This window comes from Pseudomonas sp. SJZ074, from assembly GCF_007828215.1.
Lineage (GTDB): Bacteria > Pseudomonadota > Gammaproteobacteria > Pseudomonadales > Pseudomonadaceae > Aquipseudomonas.
In genome coordinates this window covers 1-5251 of record NZ_VIUE01000059.1, presented here as the reverse complement: position 1 = coordinate 5251, position 5251 = coordinate 1, and the positions used below count along the sequence as shown (strand labels likewise).

The 5251-nt window shown below is 55.7% G+C and carries 2 protein-coding genes; both read left to right on the top strand.

From position 1 onward, the window contains the following. Positions 1 to 81: 81 nt before the first annotated feature. The gene (locus FBX99_RS28695) at positions 82 to 4560 is read left to right on the top strand and encodes a DUF637 domain-containing protein (RefSeq protein ID WP_371923905.1); all 4479 of its coding nucleotides are present in this window, start codon (positions 82 to 84) and stop codon (positions 4558 to 4560) included. After that, the gene (locus FBX99_RS28690) at positions 4560 to 5123 is read left to right on the top strand and encodes a hypothetical protein (RefSeq protein WP_256664145.1); all 564 of its coding nucleotides are present in this window, start codon (positions 4560 to 4562) and stop codon (positions 5121 to 5123) included. Before FBX99_RS28695 ends, FBX99_RS28690 begins: the two co-directional genes overlap by 1 nt. Positions 5124 to 5251: the final 128 nt, after the last annotated feature.

Below are 5251 nucleotides of genomic sequence, written 5' to 3'. Positions count from 1 at the left end.
ACCGCCAAAATCTACGAAATCGCTTGTATCGAGGGCTATAACGCCGGGGATTGCAGCGGCAAGCAGAACCATGTCTGGGAGTTGCTGCAACGCGAAAAAACCGAAGTCACCGCAGCCAGCGCGGCTTCTAGTATTACAGCGGGTGGCAACCTGACCCTGCGTGGCGGCGATCTGCTGAACCAGAGCAGCACCATTGCCAGTGGCGGCAACCTGACCGCGTCACTGGCCAACCTGACCAACAGCGGCGTCGAAACCGGCGAGACACAAACCACCCGAGTATTCCGTTCCGAACGAGTGAGCGGTGCCGGTGCCTGGTACACCGCGGCCAGCAACTTCACCAATAAGTACTGGTATGAAAGCGCTGGCTATAACGTCAATAACCTCAGTGGCCTTGAAGCGGGTATCGCCAGTTTCATCGGCATGACGGAAGCCGAGCTGAACCTGGGCAAGACCACCCAACTCGCCGGCGGCGACCAAAGCTATGCGGCCGTAATCCAGGCCGGTGGCGCGGTCAACATCTCGACCCAGAACAACATCGACAACAGCGTCGTACGCCCGGGCTACAGCTACATTGGTAGCGGCCCACGCACCAGCACGGCGGCGGCAGGCAGCCAATACTCGACCCGCATCACCCTCAACCAGCAACTGCCCCCCAACCTGTCGCAACAGCAGGTCAACCCGGTCGCCTTGCCCGGTTTCAGCCTGCCCACCGGCCAAAATGGCTTGTTCCGCCTGAGCGGACAGGATGGCAGCGCTCCGGCCAGCAGCGGTCCACAAAGCTGGACCCTGGGCACCGTAAGCCTGACTCCGGCCCAGAGTCAGCAGACACCGCCCACTGGCCAGGCGAGCACCTTCGACACCAGCGCTACCGTGGCAGGGACCTTGCCCGGCCGTAGCGCCGACTTCACGCTCAACCGCGTCCAGGGTCTGCCTACCAGCACCGTGGCGGCCAACCCGCACAAATACCTGATCGAAACCAATCCGGTGCTCACCGACCTCAAGCAGTTCATGAGTTCGGACTACCTGCTCCAAAACCTCGGCTACGACCCGGACCAGAGCGCCAAGCGCCTGGGCGACGGCCTCTATGAGCAGACCCTGATCCAGCAAGCCGTGGTCGCCCGCACCGGCCAGCGTTTCATCGACGGCCAGACCTCCAACGAGGACATGTTCAAGTACCTGATGAACAACGCCATCGCCAGCAAACAGGAACTCGGCCTGTCGCTGGGCGTGAGCCTCTCCTCCGAACAAGTCGCGGCCCTGACCCATGACATCGTCTGGATGGAAAACGCCGAGGTCAACGGCGAGCAGGTCCTGGTACCGGTGCTGTACCTGGCCAACGCCAACAGCCGCCTCGCGGCCAACGGCGCGTTGATCCAGGGACGCGATGTCAGCCTGATTGCGGGTAAGGATCTGAACAACGTAGGCACTTTGAAAGCCAGCAATAACCTGTCGGCAGCAGCGGGCGAGACTCTGGCCAATAGCGGCCTCATGCAGTCCGCTGATCGTCTCGATCTACTGGCCGGTACCAATGTGATCAACAGAGCGGGCGGCATTATCACTGGGCGTGACGTCTCTGCAACGGCGATTCTGGGAGATGTGGTCAACGAACGCACGGTTACTACCCATCAAAGTACAAGCGGCTTCCGTAGTGAGCGCACCAGCTTCATCGACAGCGCGGCTCGTATCGAAGCCGCCAACGACCTGAGCTTCTCGGCGGGACGGGACATCAACAATATAGGTGGCGCTCTGCAAAGCGGACGCGACCTGCTCCTTAATGCCGGAAGCGATGTCAACCTCGTCGCTGCGCAGACCATCGACAACGAGCTACATGGCACGAACCGAAACAACAGCACGACCACTCAATACAGCGCGAGCGTCACCGCCGGACGAGACCTGTCGGCGAAGGCCGATAACAACATCAACGTCATCGCCAGCCAGATCGACGCCAAGCGCGACATCGACATGGCCGCGACCGAGAACATCACCATCAGCTCGGCGGCGGATGAACAACACTTTTTGTACAAGAGCAAAAAACTGACGGTGCAGGAAGATCATGTCAGTCAGGTCAAGTCCGAGATCAACGCGGGTGGCGGTATTGACCTGAACGCCAAGAAGAACCTGACGATGGTTTCCAGCCGGATCACGGCGGGCGACGAGGCCTATCTGGCGGCGGGGGAGAAGCTTCAGTTGCTGGCCGCGCAGAACAGCGATTATTCGTTGTTCGACGAGAAGAAGAAAGGGAGTTGGGGGAGCAAGAAGACGCAGCGTGATGAAGTGACTGATGTGAAGCACATTGGGAGTGAGATCACGACTGGGGGGGGGCTGACCCTCAAGAGCGGCGACGATCAGCGTTACCAGGTAGCGAAGCTGGAGAGTGGCAAGGACATCACGCTGGACAGTGGTGGGGCCATCACCTTCGAAGGCTTGAAGGACCTGCACAAGGAGGACCACGCAAAAAGCGACAGCAGCATGGCCTGGAGTTCGATGTCGGGCAAGGGCAACACCGACGAAACCCTGCGTCAGACCCAGATGGTCGCGGCGGGTGCGATTACGATCAAAGCTGTCGATGGGTTGAACATCGATCTCAAGCAAGTCAACCAAGAGAGTGTCCACCAATCAATCAAGGCCATGGTCGACGCGGATCCGCAACTGGCGTGGTTGGCGGAGGTTGAGAAGCGCGGCGATGTGGATTGGCGTCAGGTCAAGGAAGTCCATGACTCCTACAAGTACAGCCACTCCGGCATGGGACCGGCTGTACAAATGATCGTTGCGATCCTTGTGGTCTACTTCACCGCAGGTGCGGCCAGCGGATTGATTGGCAGCATGGCCGGAGCCACCGCTGGTTCAGGCACCGCGATGGCAGCCGGAACAGTGGCCGGATCGACAGTAGTCGGTGGCACAGTGGCCACTACAACTGCGGCCGCCGGTTGGGCCAACGTGGCGCTCACAGCCGTCGCAACCGGTGCTGCGAGCAACGCCACCATCAGCTTCATCAATAACGGTGGCGATCTGGGGGCGGTGTTCAAGGATGTGACCTCTACGGATGCACTGCGTGGTTATGTGGTGTCCGGGGTTACGGCGGGACTGACCTCGAGTTTGTTCGACAAGATGACCAATACCACCACCACGGTGGAAGGCGCCTTGCCGAACGCTGGCAAGGTGGTGGCTGACGGTGGTCTGTCGAGTTTGGAAGGCATTGGCCGCTTTGGCGCCAACCAATTGCTGCAGAACGGTACGTCAACCTTGCTGGACCGGGCGCTTGGTGGGAACAGCCAGTTTGACGATGCCCTGCGTAGCAGTCTGGCGAATACCTTTGCTGCGGCGGGTTTCAACCTGGTAGGGGATATCGGCGAGAAGTACAACCTGAAGGAAGGCGGCCTTGCCAAGGTTGGTTTGCACGCGGTGATGGGTGGTCTGGCTGCTGAGGCGGCTGGCGGTGATTTCAAGACTGGTGCTTTAGCTGCGGGTGTTAACGAATTGCTGGTCGATACCTTGGCCCAGCAGTACACCAAGATGACCAAGGAGCAGAAGAATAAGCTGCTGGTGATGAACTCCCAGTTGATTGGTGTGCTTTCGGCCGCCGCGCAGGGAGGTGATGGAAATAGTCTGCAGACGGGATCTTGGGTGGCTGGGAGTGCGACTTCGTATAACCGGCTATTACATGCGGCAGAGAAAAAAGCGCTAGTCGAAGAGGCCAAGGCTCTGGAGGAGCGTTTAGGCAAGCCTAAATCCGATATGTCTTGGGGGGACCTGCTACTTCTTGCTGCCAATGGACAAGTGGACGCAGCCGAAAACGCACGGTTGCAAACACTTCTGAACAGTTTTCCGCCTGGAAATCCTGAAGGTGAGGCCCTTGCGCAAGACCTACTAAAGGCAACAGAAAGCATCAAGAATCTGGCGGCCCAGGACATCGCTCTCACATGGAGCGATGGACGCAAGATTGTCGCCAATGGTGCTGAGGTGCATGCATTCCAGTCGACGACGACTCAGTTTGTTGACTCCACCTTGTTCAATACCGCGTCTCTGTGGAGTCGGACCGATACAGGTACAGTTCCTGAGGCTTGGAAGGCTCAATTCGGTGAGGAAAACGCCACCATTTACCTGAGAGAGATTGCTGGGGTTTCCAGCAGCGCGGATGAGTTCAATGATCTGGTAAAAAGGGTTTCAACGGTAGTCAGTGGTGGTATCGAGAGCGTCACCTGGGACTTGGATGCCGCGCTTGCGCTTACGGGCGCACCTGCGGTATTAAGGGCTTTGTTGGCTAGGCGACTTGCTGCGGTTGGCGCAGAAGTAACCGCAATTGAATTTCTGCCGAAGGCTACTCGAAATAGTGCAGGACAAATTGAGGCCAACATTACTCAGGGGAACGCCATAAAAACTCTGGAGTCCAGTGGCTATAAGAAGACAATCTCTCAGGATGGCTCAGTCACTGTGTTAACAAATGGCGAAAAGACATACCGCTTCTATCCCTCGTCGACCTCCACTGGCCAACCTTCAGCGTCATTGACTATAGACGGCCTGAAAAGGCCAGTTGTGAAAATTAGGTTTTCAGGGGTGTAATGATGACTATTTTAAGGCTTGAACGGGTAGAGTTATCTTGTTTTCTTGATAAGCTGTCAGGGTTTATTAGCTTTGATAAAGACCTGCCAATGAATGTATTTGTTGGTAGAGATTTTTCGTATTGGTTTTTTGAGAGGCCGTTACTTTGTTTTTCTGATATTTTTGCAGGGTTAATCTCGGAGAGTGTTTCTAGTTTTAATTCGTATGTTTTTGTAAAATTTTCGGGGGGGGAACCTTTAACAGAGTCCTGCTTTGTTTTTGATGGAAGCGATGTCGATAGGGATGTCTCTTGGTTGAGCAAAAAATCCGAAAATTTTTTTAATGGAGTAGTTGGTTATCCAATTGTCTTATGTAATGACGCATGTGATTGGGTTGCTTTTGAAAGCGCCTATGAGGAATTTGGTGTTATTGCTATAAGGTCAACTGGTCTTAAAACAGGTTTTTATGAGTATTTAAGTTTAAATTTTATTTCAATGGATGAGCTGTCTGAACTGGCAGCTGGTTCTTCGGTGGAAGGTGTAGTAGCAGGTAGATTGATTTCTTCATATGGAACTAGTGCTTGATCCTAAATAGATCGGGGAAACGGCGGGCAGACCCTGAGGGATCCCCACAAATCTATTCCAATGCCTGCGCCTCTTGATGTACCTCTGCTCGCAACGCGTGCTCAAGTCTCTCCAAAGTTTTTCGAGAG